The following is a 14684-nucleotide window of genomic DNA, read 5'->3' as shown; positions in this document are numbered from 1 at the left end:
GGGTCGGAAGGCGCTCTGCGGCCGCCCCGGTCGGGCGGCCGGGACGTCCTGCGGAACCCACGGGTCCTGCGGACGCCGGGTACCCGGACGGCGTCCGTCCCCGCCGCCGCGGTCGCGTCGCGACGGCACGGCGGATCCGCGCAGAAGTCGAGCAACACCCCCATATGGGCAGCCTATCCGCCCCGCGTCCCGTCAACAGGGCGTTACCGGACAGTCACTCGACGGAATCCGCCACACCGCTTCAGGCCGCCGTCCGGCGGCGGTACGGGACCGCCGCCGGACGGGAACGGTCAGAGCCGGGACAGCTCGTCCACGAGGTCGTCCAGGCCCAGGGAGCCCTGGGACAGCGCGGCCATGTGCCAGGCCTTGGCGTCGAAGGCGTCGCCGTGGGCCGCTCGGGCGGCCGCCCGGCCGGCGAGCCAGGAGCGCTCGCCGAGCTTGTAGCCGATCGCCTGGCCGGGCATGCCGAGGTAGCGGATGATCTCGCTGTCGAGCATGGCGGCGCTGAGCCCGTTGTACGCACCGAAGAAGTCGCGGCCCAGCTCCGGGGTCCAGGTCTCGCCGGGCCGGTACGGGCTGTCGTCCGGGATGCGCAGTTCCAGGTGCATGCCGATGTCGAGGATCACGCGGGTGGCGCGCAGCATCTGGGCGTTGAGGTAGCCCAGGCGGCGGCCCGGGTCGGTGAGGAAGCCGAGTTCGTCCATGAGGCGCTCGGCGTACAGGGCCCAGCCCTCGGCGTTGGCGCTGACCTGGCCGAGGGTCGCCTGGTAGCGGGAGAGCCGGTCGGCGACGTAGGCCCACTGGGCGAGCTGGAGGTGGTGGCCGGGGACGCCCTCGTGGTACCAGGTGCTGACCAGGTCCCAGACCGGGAAGCGCTCGCGGCCCAGCGTCGGCAGCCAGGTGCGGCCCGGCCGGGAGAAGTCGAGCGAGGGCGCGGTGTAGTAGGGGGCGGCGGCGCTGCCGGGCGGGGCGATGCGGGACTCGACCTGCTTCACCGGATCGGCGAGGTCGAAGTGCGTGCCGTCGAGCGCGCTCATGGCCTCGTCCATGAGGGCCTGCAGCCACTCGCGCACCGCGTCGACGCCCTCGACGGCCTCGCCGTGCTCGTCGAGGTGGGCGAGCGCCTCCATGGGGGTGGACCCGGGCAGCACCTTCTCCGCCTCGGCGCGCATCTCGGCCTCGATACGGCGGAACTCCTCCCAGCCCCAGGCGTAGGCCTCGTCCAGGTCGAGGTCGGAGCCGGTCCAGTAGCGCGCCCAGGTGGCGTAGCGCTCCCGGCCGACGGCGTCGGATGTCCCCTCGACGGCGGGGGCGTAGGTGTCGCGCAGCCAGTCGCGCAACGCGGCCACGGCGCCGGTGGCCAGGGCGGCGCCCGCGTCCAGGTCGGTACGCAGCGACTGCGGGCCGTCCTTGACGAACTGGGTGAACCAGCTGCCCGCCTCGTCCTCCAGCCACTCGCCGAGCTGGACGACGACGGTGGCGACCTGGCGCGGCCCGGCCGGCAGCTTGCGGTCCAGGCCCTCCTCCAACGAGGCCCGGTAGCCCGCCAGGGCCTCCGGTACCGCCCGCAGCCGGGCGGCGACGGCGGCCCAGTCCTCGTCGGTCTCGGTGGGCATCAGCATGAAGACGCCGCGGACGGAGTGCACGGGGGAGTGCAGGTTGCTGACGGCGCGCAGGTTCTCGCCGGCCTCGTGGACCGCCAGTTCGGCGGTGAGCCGCTCGCGGAGCAGCCGGGCGCAGCGACGCTCGTCGTCGTCCGGCACCTCGGCGGCGTCGAGGGCGGCCAGGGTGCGCCGGGCCAGGTCCGCCTGGGCTTCGTGGCCTGCCGGTGAGAAGTCGGGGAGCCGGTCCTGCCCGGTCCGGACGCCCAAATACGTGGCGGTGATGGGGTCGAGTTCGGCGGCCGCGTCGACGTAGGCGTCGGCGACCGTGCGGGGCAGTGCGCTGCTGGTGGTGTCGGACATGGTCACATCCTGGTACGGAGCGCCCTGCCGCGTCATCACCATTGCGGATCATATTGCTGACGCGGGCGGGAGCAGCGGCCCGCAGTCCCAGTGCTGGAAGATCAACCGGGTCTCGACGCGGGCGACTTCGGGACGCGAGGTGAACTCGTCGACGACCAGGCGCTGGAGGTCGCCGGTGCTCGCGACGGCGACGTGGACGAGGTAGTCGTCCGGTCCGGTGAGGTGGAAGAGCGACCGCGACTCGGCCAGCGCCCGCACCCGGTCCACGAACGGGCCGATCAGCTCCCGGCGGTGCGGCCGGACCTGGACCGACAGCAGCGCCTCCAGGGGCCGTCCGAGCCGGGCGGGGTCGACCCGCAGCTCGTGGCCGAGGATCACCCCGGTGCGGCGCAGCCGGTTGACCCGGTCCAGACAAGTGGAGGGCGCGACCCCGCAGGCGGCGGCGAGGTCACGGTAGGTCGTCCGGGCATCGTTTTGCAGCAGGCGCAGAATTTCCAGGTCGACCGGATCCAGAAGCACAGAATCGGACACCGGCCGAAATTAACACGGGCGATCACCACTACGGACCGGTAGCTGTTCAGCATCGGGCCATGGACACGACAGCCCAGCACTCATCCCGTTCCCGTGCCCTCGCCACCGAGGCCGTGCACGCGGGCCGCGAGGACCTCACGGACCTCGGCCTGCACGCGGTCCCCCTGGACCTGTCCACCACCTACCCGTCCCGGGACAGCCGTGCCGAGGCCGCCCGGCTGGACGACTTCGCCGCCACGGGCGCCGCGCTGCAGGGGTCGCCGGTCTACTCGCGGCTGGACAACCCCACCGTCGCGCGCTTCGAGACGGCGCTGGCCCGCCTGGAGGGTGCCGAGGCCGCGGTCGCCTTCGCCAGTGGCATGGCCGCGTTCACCGCCACGCTGCTGGCCCGCGCCGCCATGGGCCTGCGCCACGTGGTGGCCGTGCGCCCGCTGTACGGGTGCAGCGACCACCTGCTGACGGGCGGGCTGCTGGGGACCGAGGTGACGTGGACCGACCCGGCCGGCATCGCCGACGCCATCCGGCCCGACACCGCCCTGGTGATCGTGGAGACCCCGGCCAACCCGACCCTGGCCGAGGTCGACCTGCGCGCGGTGGCCCACTCCTGCGGCACGGTGCCGCTGCTCGTCGACAACACCTTCGCCACGCCCGTCCTGCAGCGCCCGCTGGAGAGCGGTGCCCGGATCGTGCTGCACAGCGCCACCAAGTACCTCGGCGGGCACGGCGACGTGCTGGGCGGGGTCGTCGCCTGCGACGAGGAGTTCGCCCGCGTGCTCCGCAAGGTGCGCTTCGCGACCGGCGGCGTGCTCCACCCGCTCGCCGGGTACCTGCTGCTGCGCGGGCTGTCCACGCTGCCGGTACGGGTGCGGGCCGCGTCGGCGACGGCGGCCGCCCTGGTGGAGCGGCTGACGGCGGACCCGCGGGTGGCGCGGGTGCACTACCCGCGGATCGGCGGCGCCATGATCGCCTTCGAGGTGCAGGGCGACCCGCACGAGGTGATCGCCGGGGTGCGGCTGATCACCCCGGCGGTCAGCCTCGGCAGCGTCGACACCCTGATCCAGCACCCGGCCTCGATCAGCCACCGCATCGTGGACGAGGACGACCGGCAGGGCGCGGGCGTCAGCGACCGGCTGCTGCGGTTGTCGGTGGGGCTGGAGGACCTCGACGACCTGTGGGACGACCTGGACCGGGCGCTCAGCGCAGCGGAGCGCTCGCCTCGGCCGGCGACAGCGTCGCGGTGATGACCAGCGTGCCGTCCTCGACCTGGTAGTCCAGCGGCAGGGCCAGGCGGCGCATCGTCGCGATCATCCCGGTGTTGGTCGCCCGGGTCACCGCGTACACGCGCTCGCACTCGGCCTCGACGGCCTGGGCGACCAGTCGGCGCAGCAGTTCCAGCCCGATGCCGCGGCGCTGCCAGGCGTCCTCGACGAGCAGTGCGACCTCCGTCTCGTCGCCGTCCCACAGCAGGTGGGCGAGGGCGACGACGCGCCCGGAGACCGTCTGGACGGCGAGGGTCTGGCCGAAGCGCGGGCTGAGCAGGTGGTTCAGGTAGCGGTCCACGTCGGAGACCGGGCCGTGGTACCGGTGGGCCAGCGTGGCCGGTGAGCAGCGCTCGTGGAGTTCGCGGGCGGCCGCGAGGTCCTCGGGGCCGGCGCGCCGGACGGTGATCTCGTTGCCCTCGGGCAGGGTCAGGACGTCCCGTTGCTCGGGGACCCGCACGCCCAGCCGGTCGTCCAGCTCGACGAGGGCGCGGGCGCGGGCGAACTCGGTCGGGGTGAAGGGGAGATAGGGGCGTTCCACGGTGATCGTCCCTCCGGCGGGGTCGCGCAGCCGCATGACGGTCTCCTGCAGGGTGTCCTCGGCGAGGTCGCCGCCGGGCCGGCCGGGCGGGGTGGACCTTATGGTGCAGCGTCCGAACAACTGGCGCAGCGCCAAAGGGAGTTCGGCCGCGTCCATCGCGGTGCGCGTGGCCAGGGTCAGCATCCGGGTCGGAGTGTCGACGAGGTCGTGGGCGTCGGCCCGCTCGATCCAGGTGTCACGGCCGCCGGCGGCGCCCGCGGCGCGGGTCAGTTCCCCTGCGGGCAGGTCCGCGGGGGCGCGCAGCAGGAACTCGTCGACGGTCCCGTCGGTCAGCGGGTGCGTCTGCAGGGTCAGGATGTCCACGGCCCGGGCGGCCAGCGCCGTGGTCACGGCGGCAAGGCTGCCGGGCGTGTCGCGCACGGTGGTCCGCATGCGCCACAGCGTCGTCCCGGCGTCCGGACCGGTGGCGGCGGCGGAGCCTTCCCCCAGCTCCGCCGCCCCGGTACCGGCGGTACCGCCGTCCGGTGGCGCATGGCTGTGGCGGCGCGCCCACCACGTGTGGAACCCGGCCGTCGCGATCAGGGCGGCGGCCGAGGCGCACAGCAGGACGGGGCCGTCCGGGCCGTGCCCCACAAGGTTGGCGATCAGGTCGGCCGTCGCCACCGCGACGAAGAGCGCGGCGAGCTCGACGACGTCGCGCCGCCAATGATGGCGATGCCGACGGGGGTTGGTCGTGGCATACGTCAGATCTGGCATGCAAACACCATGCCGAAGACGTGTTGCGCGATCACGAACGCGTTGTGACCGACGGGTAAAGGGTGTCCCATGTCGGTTAACTCCCCTTTTCAATAGTTTCATCCTGCGACAATCGGCGCAGGCACCGTCCGTACCGGCGTGCGACGACACGCTGAGTGACGTGTCCCAAGGGGCCCAGTAGACCCATGTACCACGTGGCGGGTCTACTGAAGGCCGTGACATCCAGCCACACGGAGCCGTCCGGTTCCCGGCGGACGACGAACGACTCCTCGCCGCGTTCCGGGTGGCCGGCGAGCGTTCCGTACGCGAATCCCGCCCGCTCCGGACCGTGTTCGGCCCACACCACCTCGCACGGCGCGCTCAGCGGGCCGATCCGCAGCCGTACGCGCACCCCCGGTGCGGCGTCCGGGGTGCCCGCGGGGACCCGCAGCCCTGTCGCACGGTGCATGCGCCAGCCGAACAGGGCCCGCTCGGCCGCCGCGTACACGTCCGGGCCGTCGCCGAGCCGCGTGCGCTCCCGCAGCCGCCGGAAGCCGGGCGGGAGCGCCGCGCCGGGGTCCCGGGTGATGCCGACGTGGTCGTAGGTGAGTCCGTTCGTCACGGCCCCATATGTACCGCCCGGTGCGGTGCGCCGCCCCGACGAGGCGCGAATTCGCCCTCTTGCCTGGGGGATTTGCGAATGCCAACGCCCTAAGGTCCGGGCCGGCCAGCGGGCCGGCCCAGCGGCGCGCGTCGCGGAACGACCCGGTCGCGGAGGTCTCCACGACCATGCGCCCCGGACGGTCCGAGCGCACCCACACCGAACCGCCCGTCGCCGTCACGTCACCGCTCTGCACGCCGGACGTCGCCGCCGGCCGCCCCGAGAGGGCCGGCGCGGGAGCGGCCACCGTCGCCGGCACCAGTAACGCCCCCGATGCGGCGAGACCGCCCCGCAGCACTGCGCGCCGCCCGACGCCGCTCTCCGTTCCGTGTCCCGTCCTGACCTCCGAAGTCCGTGACCGTGTGGGCCGTTGAGTGTCCGTCACCGTTCCTGCTCGCGCCGTGTGCCGTCGGTCCGAACGACCGGTGAAAAACCGCCCGGCACCTCGTCGTCGCCGACGCCGGCCGACTGCGCCCCGCCGGTCCGCACGCCGGCACGCGCCCACGGAAACCGCTGGTCGTCCCGGATCGCACAGCCGTACGATGTGCGGCATTCGGCGGCCGCGATCACCAGATCGCCCAACCCGCGCCGCCCTCCGGGGCCTTGCCGGCGCAGACACGATGACTGCAGACGAGACACCGCACACCTTCCAGGTCGACCTGCGCGGCCTGGTGGACCTCCTCTCCCACCACCTCTACTCCAGCCCCAGGGTCTACCTGCGAGAGCTGCTCCAGAACGGCGTCGACGCCATCACGGCGCGGCGTGCAGAGCAGCCCGGGGCGCCCGCGCGCGTCGAGCTGTTCGCCGACGGCGAGCGGTTGCGCGTGGAGGACACCGGCATCGGCCTGACCGAGGCCGATGTGCACAACCTGCTGGCCACCATCGGCCGCAGCTCCAAGCGCGACGGACTGGAGTCCGCCCGCGCGGAGTTCCTCGGCCAGTTCGGCATCGGCCTGCTCGCCTGCTTCGTGGTCGCCGAGCGGATCCGGGTCGTCAGCCGCTCCGCCCGCACACCGGACGCGCCGCCCGTGGAGTGGACCGCCCGGGACGACGGGTCCTACACCGTCCGCACGCTGCCCGACGAGGCCCGCCCGGAGCCCGGCACCACCGTGCACCTCACCGCCCGGCCCGGCAGCGGCGAGTGGCTCACCGGGGAGCGCGTGCTCGCGCTCGCCAGGGACTTCGGGTCGCTGCTGCCGTACGACGTGCGGGTGGACGGCGCCCCCGTCACCGAACGGCCCCCGGTGTGGGAGGCCCCGCACCCCGGCCCCGCCGCGCGCAGGGTGGCGCTGGCCCGGCACTGCCACCAGCGGTTCGGTTTCAGCCCGCTGGACGTCATCGACCTCGACGTCCCGCTCGCCGGCGTGCGCGGCGTCGGCTACGTGCTGCCCGCGGCCGTCAGCCCCGCGCAGCGCGCCGGGCACCGCGTCCACCTCAAGGGCATGCTGCTCACCGACCGGGCCGACGACCTCCTGCCCGACTGGGCGTTCTTCGTCCGGTGCGTCATCGACACCGACAGCCTGCGGCCGACCGCCTCCCGCGAGAGCCTGTACGCCGACGAGACCCTGGCCGCCGTCCGCGAGGCGCTGGGCGAACGCATCCGTGCGTGGCTGACCGGCCTGGCCGCCGAGGACCCCGGCCGGCTCGCCGAGTTCCTGGCCGTGCACCACCTCGGCGTCAAGGCGCTGGCCCGGCACGACGCGGACATGCTGCGGACGATGCTGCCGTGGCTGCCCTTCGAGACCACCGACGGGCAGGTGTCGCTCGAGGAGTTCGCCCGCCGCCACCCCGTCGTCCATTTCACCCGCACCGTCGAGGAGTTCCGGCAGGTCGCGCCGATCGCCGCGGCCCAGGGCATCGGGGTCGTCAACGGCGGCTACACCTACGACGCCGACCTGGTGGAACTGCTGCCCACCGTCCGGCCGGGCACCTCCGTCGCCGAACTCGACGCCGACACCGTCACCGCCCACCTCGACGCCGTCGACCCCGCCGAGGAACTGGCGCTGTCGGGGTTCCTGACCGCCGCCCGCGCCCGGCTCGACGCGCTCGGCTGCGACGTGAGCCTGCGCGCCTTCCACCCCGTGACCGTTCCCGCCCTGCACCTGGACGACCGGAACGCCCGGCACGAACGCGCCCGCGCCGAGGAGGAGGGGCAGGCCGACGACCTGTGGGCCGGCATCCTCGGCGCCCTGCGCGGCGGAGCGCCGCGGGCCCGGCTGGTGCTCAACCACCTCAACCCGCTGGTCCGGCGGATCAGCGGCTTCGGGGACGCCGAACTCGCCGGCACCGCCGCCGAGGCGCTGTACGGGCAGGCGCTGCTGATGGCGCAGCGCCCGCTGCGCCCGGCCGACTCCGCGCTCCTCAACCGTGCCTTCCTCGGCCTGCTCCACTGGGCCGCCCGGTCCACGGAGACCCCGGACACCGCCGACACCGAGAAGGAGGACGGCCGATGAGCCCCCAGGACCCGGAGGTCGCGGCCGTGCGCCGCTCCCTGGCCCACAACCGGGACGAGCCCGAGGGCCGCGCCCGCAACGCCGGGGCGGAGCGCCTCGTCGCCGAGGCCGAGGCCACCGGTGACACCCCGCTGCTCCTCGACGCGCTCTTCAACCTCGCGAGCGCCTACGCGTACAGCAGCGAGCGGAACAAGTTCTTCGTGCCCTTCGCCCGGTTGCTGCGCATGTGGGACGAGCGGCCCGGCGACTTCGACGGCACGAACACCGGCCAACTGCACTGGATCTTCAAGTGGGTCGCGGGCGGGATGCTCGACCAGCCCGACGTCCCGCTCGCCTCCATCGAGAAGTGGCAGCGCGAGATGGAGCACCGCTACCGGCTGGCCGGGCACTCCGAACGCGCCGTGCGCCAGGGCGACTTCCGGATCGCTCGGCACCTCGGTGACACCGGGCGCGCGCAGGCCGCCTTCACCGCCTGGCTCGCCGCCGACCGCGACGCCATGGCCGACTGCCACGCCTGCGAGCTGCACGGCCAGGGCGTCTGGCAGGTGGACTGCGGCCAGGACGCGGAGGCCGTGGCCACCTGGGGTCCCGTCCTCCAGGGCGTGCACACCTGCGCCCACGAACCGCACAATGTACTGGCCGGCTCCCTGCTGCCCCTGGTCCGGCTCGGCCGGCTCGACGAGGCGCGCGCCCACCACCTGCGCGGCTACCGCATGGTGCGGTCCATGGACAGCATGCGGGGCGCGGTCAGCAGCCATGTCGAGTTCTGCGCGCTGACCGGCAACGAGGCCCGTGCCCTGGAGATCCTCGCCGAGCACCCCGCGTACTTCACCGACACCGGCGACCCCGACGCCCGGATGGACTTCCTGGCGGCCACCGCACTGGTCATGCGGCGCCTCGTCGCCCTCGGCCACGCCGGCCGTCCCGTCCCGGGCCCTTCCGGCGCCACCTGGTCCGCCGGGGAACTGCTCACCCATGCCGAGCGCGAGGCCGGCGCGATCGCCGCGCGCTTCGACGCCCGCAACGGCACGGACGCGGTCGGCCGCCGGATGCGCGAGCGGCTCGACAGGACCCCGCTGGTGGACCGGCTCCCGCTGGGCGTACGGGCGCAGCGCCTGGCGACGCCGGAGCGGCCGCCGAGCGCCCCGGTTCCCGAGTCCGCGGCGGCGGCGCCCGACGACACGACCGCCCTGCTGGCCGCGGCGCGGCGGCTCACCGAGACCCAGCACCCCGGTGCGGGTGCCGCCTGGGCCGCGCTGGCCCGCGCCGCCGAGCGCACCGGGACGGAGCTCGACGACCGGGCCCGGGCGGAGATCGCCGACCACGCCGGCATCGACGCCTTCGAGGACCCCGGCACGGCCGTACCGCTCTTCGCGGCCGCGGCCGGGCTCTTCGAGGCCGCGGGCGACCCCGGTGAGGCCGCTGCCTGCCGGGCCCGGGCCGCCTGCGCCGCCGCCCTCGCGGACCCCACGAACGAGGCACTGGCCGCGTTCGACACCGCCTGCGACGCCCTGCGCGCGCTGCACGCCGCCGGGCGTGCGACGCCGCGCCAGCTCAGCGGGGCGCTGCTGGCCCGCATCCGGCTGCGGGACCCCGGACCGGAGACCGAGGAGGAGGTCGCCCGGATCGTCGCGTTCGCCGAGGAGTACCGCGACGCGGAGCGCATGGCCTCCCGGCTCGCGGACGCCGTCGTCCTGCAGGCCCGGCTGACCGCCTCGCGCGGCGACACGGCGACCGCCGCGGCGCTGTTCGGCCGGGCCGCCCGGCTCCGGCACGAGGCCGCGCTGCCCTGGTACGCGGCCGAGGCGGAGGCGATGCTCGCCGACCTCGCCCTGCAGTGCGACGACCACGCCACCGCCGCGTCGTCGGCCCGCGCCGCGCTCGACCACGGCGACGCCCACTTCGACCCCGTGCAGCGCGCTCACCTGCACACCGTCCTCGCCGCGGCCCTCGCGGCGGGCGACCGGCACGCCGAGGCGGCCGAGCACGCCCTGGAGGGCGCGCACTGGGCGGACGAGGGCGGGCAGGCCGAGGGCCTGGGCGCCTGGGCGCGGCTCGTCCTCGGCGGGGCACGGCTGCGGCAGGGCCGGCCGTCCGAGGCGGCCACCGTCCTGGAGACGGCGCTGCCGGACCTGGAGGCCGTGCACCACGAGGGACGCGTCGTCCAGGCCCGCTGGTGGCTGGGGGAGAGCCTGGGGGACCTGGGCGAGCCGCGTGCCGCCGCGGAACAGTTCCTGCTCGCCGCGGAGATCGCCAAGGGCTGGGAGGAGCAGCGGGACCACGCCGTCCTCGCCCATCTCGCCGCCGACTGCCTGGAACGGGCCGGCCTGGCCGACGAGGCCGTCCGCGCCTACGTCCGCGCCGAGGAGCTGTGGCGCGGCCTGGACCGCCCGGCGCAGGTGGTCAGGACGCTGCGGGCCCGCGCCTGGATCACCCTGCGCGACGGCCGGGGCGGCGTCGCCGAGGGCCGCGTCCTGATGGCGCGGGCCGTGGCCGAGGGCGAGGCGGCACTGGCGGCCGCGACGGCGGCCGGTGACGCGGACGAGGCACGCCATCTGCGCGCGGAGCTGGCCGGGACGTACCGGCAGAGCGGTGAGCTGGTCGTCCGGGCCTGTGCCCACGAGCCGGGGGACGGGGAGGACGACGGCTCGGCCCGTGCCGCGTACGAGGAGGGCCTGGCCTTCGCCGACCGTGCCGTGGCCACCTTCGATCCGGGCGACGACCGCAGCGCCGCCCAGCTCATGGCGGCCTGGCTGGAAGCCGATCTGGGCCTGCCCGGGCGGGCGGTGGCCCGTGCCCGGGAGGTGCTGGCCGCGTACGAGGGGCGGGAGGGCGCCGTCGCCGAACGACGGGTCGCCGAGGCGCACGCGGTCCTCGAGTACACGGACCACGACGACCAGGACGACCAGGACCACGAGGACGCCCCGAGCGGTCACCGCGATCACGACGCCGCCGCGCGGGCCGGATCCGTGGCGGCCGCAGAGCACAGCGAGAGCGGGGACGCCCAGGGGGACTAGTCTGAATGGTGGCTTTTGTCGCTTAATCCGGTTCGCCCGGCGACCGAGGAGGCCACCGTGACAGCAGAAGCCCTCGCGTCCCCGTCCGCAGCCGCGGGCGGCGACCGGTACCTGCCGATCGCCGCCCACGGACTCATCGGGGACCTGCGCAGCGCCGCCCTGGTCGGCACCAACGGCACCATCGACTGGTACTGCTGCGGCCGGTTCGACGCGCCCAGCATCTTCGCGTCGATCCTCGACGCCGACCGCGGCGGCAGCTTCGAGCTGGCCGCCGACGTGCCGGCCCTGACCAAGCAGTTCTACTTCCCGGACACCAATGTCCTCATCACCCGCTTCTTCGCCGAGGAGGGAATGGGCGAGGTCCAGGACTTCATGCCGGTCGTGGACGACTCGGACGACGAGGGCCGCCACCGGCTGATCCGCCGGGTGGTCTGCGTCCGCGGGATGCTGCCGTTCCGGGTGCGCGTCGCCCCGCGCTTCGTCTACGGCACGGTGCCGCACACCACGCACATCCACGGCGTGCAGGCGATCTTCGAATCCGCTGTCCAGACGCTCTCGCTGACCTCGGGAGTGCAGATGGAGACCGACGGCACCGACGTGTGGGCGCAGTTCAAACTCTCCGAGGGCGAGACGGCGGTCTTCGCGCTGGACCAGATCGCCGAGGGCGTCGAACTGCGCGGCTGCCCGCTGACCGAGGCCGAGGACCAGTTCGAGGCCACCGTGCGCTACTGGCGCCGCTGGCTGGCCAAGTCGCGCTACCGGGGCCGCTGGCGGGAGATGGTCCACCGCTCGGCGCTGACGCTCAAGCTGCTCACGTACGCGCCCACCGGGGCCATCGTGGCCGCGCCCACCACCAGCCTGCCCGAGCGCATCGGCGGCGAGCGGAACTGGGACTACCGCTACGTGTGGATCCGCGACGCCGCCTTCTGCGTCTACGCCCTGCTGCGGCTGGGGTTCACCGACGAGGCCGAGGCCTTCATGGGCTTCCTGTCCGAGCGGGTGGCCCTCGGTCCCTGCGACGGCACGGCCGGGCCGTGCGACGGCCCGCTGCAGATCATGTACGGCATCGACGGCCGCACCGAACTGCCCGAGCACGAGCTCCCGCACCTGGAGGGCTACCGGGGCTCGGCGCCGGTCCGGATCGGCAACAGCGCGGTCGGCCAGCTGCAGCTGGACATCTACGGAGAGCTGATCGACTCGCTCTACCTCTACGACAAGTGGGGCGCGCCGATCTCCAGCGCCCACTGGGACACCGTCTGCGGGATCGTCGACTGGGTCGTGAAGAACTGGGACCAGCCCGACGAGGGCATCTGGGAGACCCGCGGCGGCCGCAAGAACTTCCTCTACTCGCGGGTGATGTGCTGGGTGGCGATCGAACGGGCCATCCGCATGGCCAACCACCGCGGGCTGCCCGCCAACCACGTCCGCTGGTGCGGGGCCCGGGACGCGATCTACCGGCGGATCATGCGCGAGGGCTGGTCGGAGAAGCGCGGCGCCTTCACCCAGAGCGAGGGCGAGGACGTGCTCGACGCGTCCGTGCTGATGATGCCGCTCGCGAAGTTCATCTCGCCGACCGACCCCAAGTGGCTGTCCACCCTCGACGCGCTCGGCAAGGACCTCGTGTCGGACTCCCTGGTCTACCGGTACGACCCCATGGCGAGCCCGGACGGACTGCGCGGCGAGGAGGGCACGTTCTCCATCTGCTCGTTCTGGTACGTGGAGGCCCTCACCCGCGCAGGCCGCGCCGACGACGCGCGCCTGGCCTTCGAGAAGATGCTCACGTACGCCAACCACGTGGGCCTGTACGCCGAGGAGATCGACCGCACCGGCGAGCAGCGCGGCAACTTCCCGCAGGCCTTCACCCACCTCGCCCTGATCAGCGCGGCCTTCAACCTCGACAAGGCACTGGGCTGACCCGGCCGACGGTACCGGGGTCGACGGTGCCGGGGTCGACGGTGCGGGCCGGCCGGCGAGCCCGTCAGGCGGCCCGGCCGAGTTCCGAGCGGGCCGCGACGGCGGCGCTCCTGCGGCGCCGGACGGCCACCGCGACGCGCCCGCGGCCGCCCGCGGCGGAGCCGAGGGCGACGGCGGTGAGCGGCACGGCGGCGACCAGGAGCAGACCGGCCAGCACACCGCCCATGGCCGGGAACCCGAGCCGCGCGCCGAGCACGGCACCGGTGAGCGGGCCGCACGCCACGCCCAGGGACGAGGCGGAGCCGGCGTACACCGCCCACCGGCCGCGGCCGTCCAGTGCGGCGGCCAGGCCGATCGCGTAGGAGAGCACCACCGGGTAGAACGTGTTCCACAGCACCTCGCCCGCGGCGAAGGCCGACGCCTCGCGCGCCGAGGAACTGACCACCACGCAGGCGGCGATCAGCGCCGTCCCCGCGCCGAGCGGGAGTGCGCGGCCGAGCCTCGGGCCGAGCGCGCCCGCCGCTGTGACCCCGAGCAGCCCGCCGCCGAGCGCCACCGCGAAGACCACGCCGAGCGCCGCCTCCGACAGTCCGACCCGGTCCAGCCCGATACGGCCGCTCACGCCCCACAGTGCGTTCTGCGCGAGCGACCAGCACAGCATCGACACCGCCAGGACCATCCCGGAGCGCCGGTGCGGCAGCGGTCCGGCGGCCCCGGACCGTGACGGCACGACGGGCGCCGCCGGCAGCCACCGGGTGAGCGGGAGGACGAGCAGGGCCGTGGCCGCGATCGCCGTGAACGGCAGTGCGTGACCGCCGCCGAGCGACGGCAGCACGAGGTAGAGCGCGCCGGCCACCGCGGAGGTCGCCAGCAGGCCGAGCACGGTGACCCGGTGCGGTTCCCGCTGCCTGGAGATGCCCACGGCGGCCACCGCCGTCGACGTGCCGGACCCGAAGCCGCCGACGACGCAGCCGGCCACCACCAGGGCGACGTGGTGCGTGGCCGCGGCCGTCGCGAACCCGCCCGCGACGAGCAGCAGACCGCGTCGCGCCAGCCGTGCCCGGCCGATCCGGTCGACCCGCGAGGCCAGGACGAACCCGGCGCAGGCGGAGGCCAGCAGCAGCGCGCTGCCGACGGCCCCGGCCTGCGAACCGCTCAGCGCGAGCCCGCCGGAGAGCCGGCCGACGAGGGTCGGCATGAGGTACGGGGCGAGGTAGCCGGCGCAGAAGAGGGCGACGAGCGGCAGCAGGGCGCGCGAGGGCGCGGTCCGCGAAGACATGGGCGTTCCTGATGGACGGCCGAGGACTCGGCGAGCAAGCGTGGGGGAGGGGCGACCGTCGACGGACAGGAACGCGCAACCATGTGTATCAAGCACCCAGGTGCCCCGTTAAGGGGGTGTATGCAACTCAAACCTGTCGTTGCCGAATTGAGACCGAATGCCGGCGCGGCCCCCGTCGGTGCAAACCGCCGTACGGATGACCGACAGCTGCCCGTAACCCGGGACGGCCCGGGCCGTGCGGCCCCTCGGTACGGCGGCGGCGAGCCGTCCGCGGCGGGTGCCGCACCTCACACCGGACGCCCGGGCCGGAGCGGGAACTACGGCGGTCCG

At 74.5% G+C, this 14684-nt stretch carries 10 protein-coding genes; 4 read left to right on the top strand and 6 right to left on the bottom strand.

What is annotated here, in order from left to right:
• Window positions 1-290: 290 nt before the first annotated feature.
• The gene (locus ACIP98_RS26140) at window positions 291-1964 is read right to left on the bottom strand and encodes a DUF885 domain-containing protein (protein WP_319660718.1); all 1674 of its coding nucleotides are present in this window, start codon (window positions 1962-1964) and stop codon (window positions 291-293) included.
• 48 nt (window positions 1965-2012) lie between these two features.
• Window positions 2013-2495, bottom strand: coding sequence for an Lrp/AsnC family transcriptional regulator (locus tag ACIP98_RS26135; RefSeq protein ID WP_319660717.1), 483 nt, complete (start codon window positions 2493-2495; stop codon window positions 2013-2015).
• Between the two features lie 59 nt (window positions 2496-2554).
• Here ACIP98_RS26135 and ACIP98_RS26130 point away from each other — a divergent pair, with 59 nt between their 5' ends.
• Complete coding sequence (locus tag ACIP98_RS26130) at window positions 2555-3736, top strand: PLP-dependent transferase (protein ID WP_319660716.1); 1182 nt, start codon at window positions 2555-2557, stop codon at window positions 3734-3736.
• Here the strand turns inward: ACIP98_RS26130 and ACIP98_RS26125 are convergent.
• The 3 genes from ACIP98_RS26125 to ACIP98_RS26115 form a co-directional block, all read right to left on the bottom strand.
• Window positions 3690-5051, bottom strand: a complete 1362-nt coding sequence (locus ACIP98_RS26125) for a GNAT family N-acetyltransferase (protein ID WP_319660715.1) — start codon at window positions 5049-5051, stop codon at window positions 3690-3692. The two genes, ACIP98_RS26130 and ACIP98_RS26125, sit on opposite strands and share 47 nt — an antisense overlap.
• Before the next feature lie 76 nt (window positions 5052-5127).
• Window positions 5128-5652 (bottom strand): DUF1990 domain-containing protein, encoded by a 525-nt coding sequence (locus tag ACIP98_RS26120; RefSeq protein ID WP_319660714.1) that lies wholly within the window; start codon window positions 5650-5652, stop codon window positions 5128-5130.
• Window positions 5653-6072: 420 nt separating this feature from the next.
• Window positions 6073-6273: a hypothetical protein gene (locus ACIP98_RS26115; protein ID WP_319660713.1), complete on the bottom strand. Its 201-nt coding sequence runs from the start codon at window positions 6271-6273 to the stop codon at window positions 6073-6075.
• A 38-nt stretch (window positions 6274-6311) separates the two neighbouring features.
• Between ACIP98_RS26115 and ACIP98_RS26110 the strand changes: the two genes are divergently transcribed.
• From ACIP98_RS26110 to ACIP98_RS26100, 3 genes are read left to right on the top strand one after another with little or no spacing between them, the layout of a single operon-like run.
• Window positions 6312-8144 carry an HSP90 family protein gene (locus ACIP98_RS26110; RefSeq protein ID WP_401978184.1) on the top strand — a complete coding sequence of 611 codons (1833 nt, stop codon included), beginning with the start codon at window positions 6312-6314 and terminating at the stop codon, window positions 8142-8144.
• The gene (locus ACIP98_RS26105) at window positions 8141-11161 is read left to right on the top strand and encodes a tetratricopeptide repeat protein (protein ID WP_319660712.1); all 3021 of its coding nucleotides are present in this window, start codon (window positions 8141-8143) and stop codon (window positions 11159-11161) included. The genes ACIP98_RS26110 and ACIP98_RS26105 overlap by 4 nt, the downstream gene beginning before the upstream one ends.
• 57 nt (window positions 11162-11218) lie before the next feature.
• Entirely contained in the window at window positions 11219-13075 is a 1857-nt protein-coding gene (locus tag ACIP98_RS26100; RefSeq protein WP_319660711.1) for a glycoside hydrolase family 15 protein, read from the top strand.
• 64 nt (window positions 13076-13139) lie between these two features.
• On the opposite strand, the gene ACIP98_RS26095 is transcribed toward ACIP98_RS26100, so the two are convergent.
• Complete coding sequence (locus ACIP98_RS26095) at window positions 13140-14354, bottom strand: MFS transporter (RefSeq protein WP_319660710.1); 1215 nt, start codon at window positions 14352-14354, stop codon at window positions 13140-13142.
• Window positions 14355-14684: the final 330 nt, after the last annotated feature.

The sequence above is a fragment of the Streptomyces sp. NPDC088354 genome (genome assembly GCF_044753585.1).
GTDB lineage: Bacteria > Actinomycetota > Actinomycetes > Streptomycetales > Streptomycetaceae > Actinacidiphila.
This window is presented reverse-complemented; position numbering and strand designations above follow the sequence as displayed.

Coding starts and splice junctions, on each gene's coding strand:
- ACIP98_RS26140 (WP_319660718.1), bottom strand. CDS start 1,964: ATGTCCGACACCACCAGCAGCGCACTGCCCCGCACGGTCGCCGACGCC.
- ACIP98_RS26130 (WP_319660716.1), top strand. CDS start 2,555: ATGGACACGACAGCCCAGCACTCATCCCGTTCCCGTGCCCTCGCCACC.
- ACIP98_RS26125 (WP_319660715.1), bottom strand. CDS start 5,051: ATGCCAGATCTGACGTATGCCACGACCAACCCCCGTCGGCATCGCCAT.
- ACIP98_RS26110 (WP_401978184.1), top strand. CDS start 6,312: ATGACTGCAGACGAGACACCGCACACCTTCCAGGTCGACCTGCGCGGC.
- ACIP98_RS26105 (WP_319660712.1), top strand. CDS start 8,141: ATGAGCCCCCAGGACCCGGAGGTCGCGGCCGTGCGCCGCTCCCTGGCC.
- ACIP98_RS26095 (WP_319660710.1), bottom strand. CDS start 14,354: ATGTCTTCGCGGACCGCGCCCTCGCGCGCCCTGCTGCCGCTCGTCGCC.